General features: G+C 72.3%; 1 pseudogene. It reads left to right on the forward strand.

What is annotated here, in order from left to right:
• A pseudogene (locus tag VR45_RS40150) lies at positions 1 to 433 on the forward strand (sugar ABC transporter ATP-binding protein); the annotation flags it as partial.

The following is a 433-nucleotide window of genomic DNA, read 5'->3' on the forward strand; positions in this document are numbered from 1 at the left end:
GCCAAGGTCATCGCCTTCGACGAGCCGACCTCCTCGCTCTCCGAGCACGAGGTCGACGCCCTGTTCGCCCTCATCCGCCGCCTGCGCGACCAGGGCGTCGCCGTCGTCTACGTCTCGCACCGGATGCAGGAGATCTTCCAACTCGCCGACCGCATCGCCGTCCTGCGTGACGGCGCCCTCGCCGGCGTGCAGGACGCCGCCACCACCACCGAGGGCGACCTCGTGCGCCTCATGGTCGGCCGCGACCTGTCCGCCATGTTCTCCCGCACCCGCGTCGCCACCGACCGCCTCGTCCTCGACGTCCGCAACGTCACCACCGACGACGTCCACGACATCAGCCTGCGGATCCACGCCGGCGAGGTCGTCGGCCTCGCCGGACTCATCGGCGCCGGACGCTCCGAACTCGCCCTCGCCCTGGCCGGCGACCGGCCGA

The sequence above is a fragment of the Streptomyces sp. NRRL S-495 genome, from assembly GCF_000966955.1.
GTDB classification, from domain to species: Bacteria; Actinomycetota; Actinomycetes; order Streptomycetales; family Streptomycetaceae; genus Kitasatospora; species Kitasatospora purpeofusca.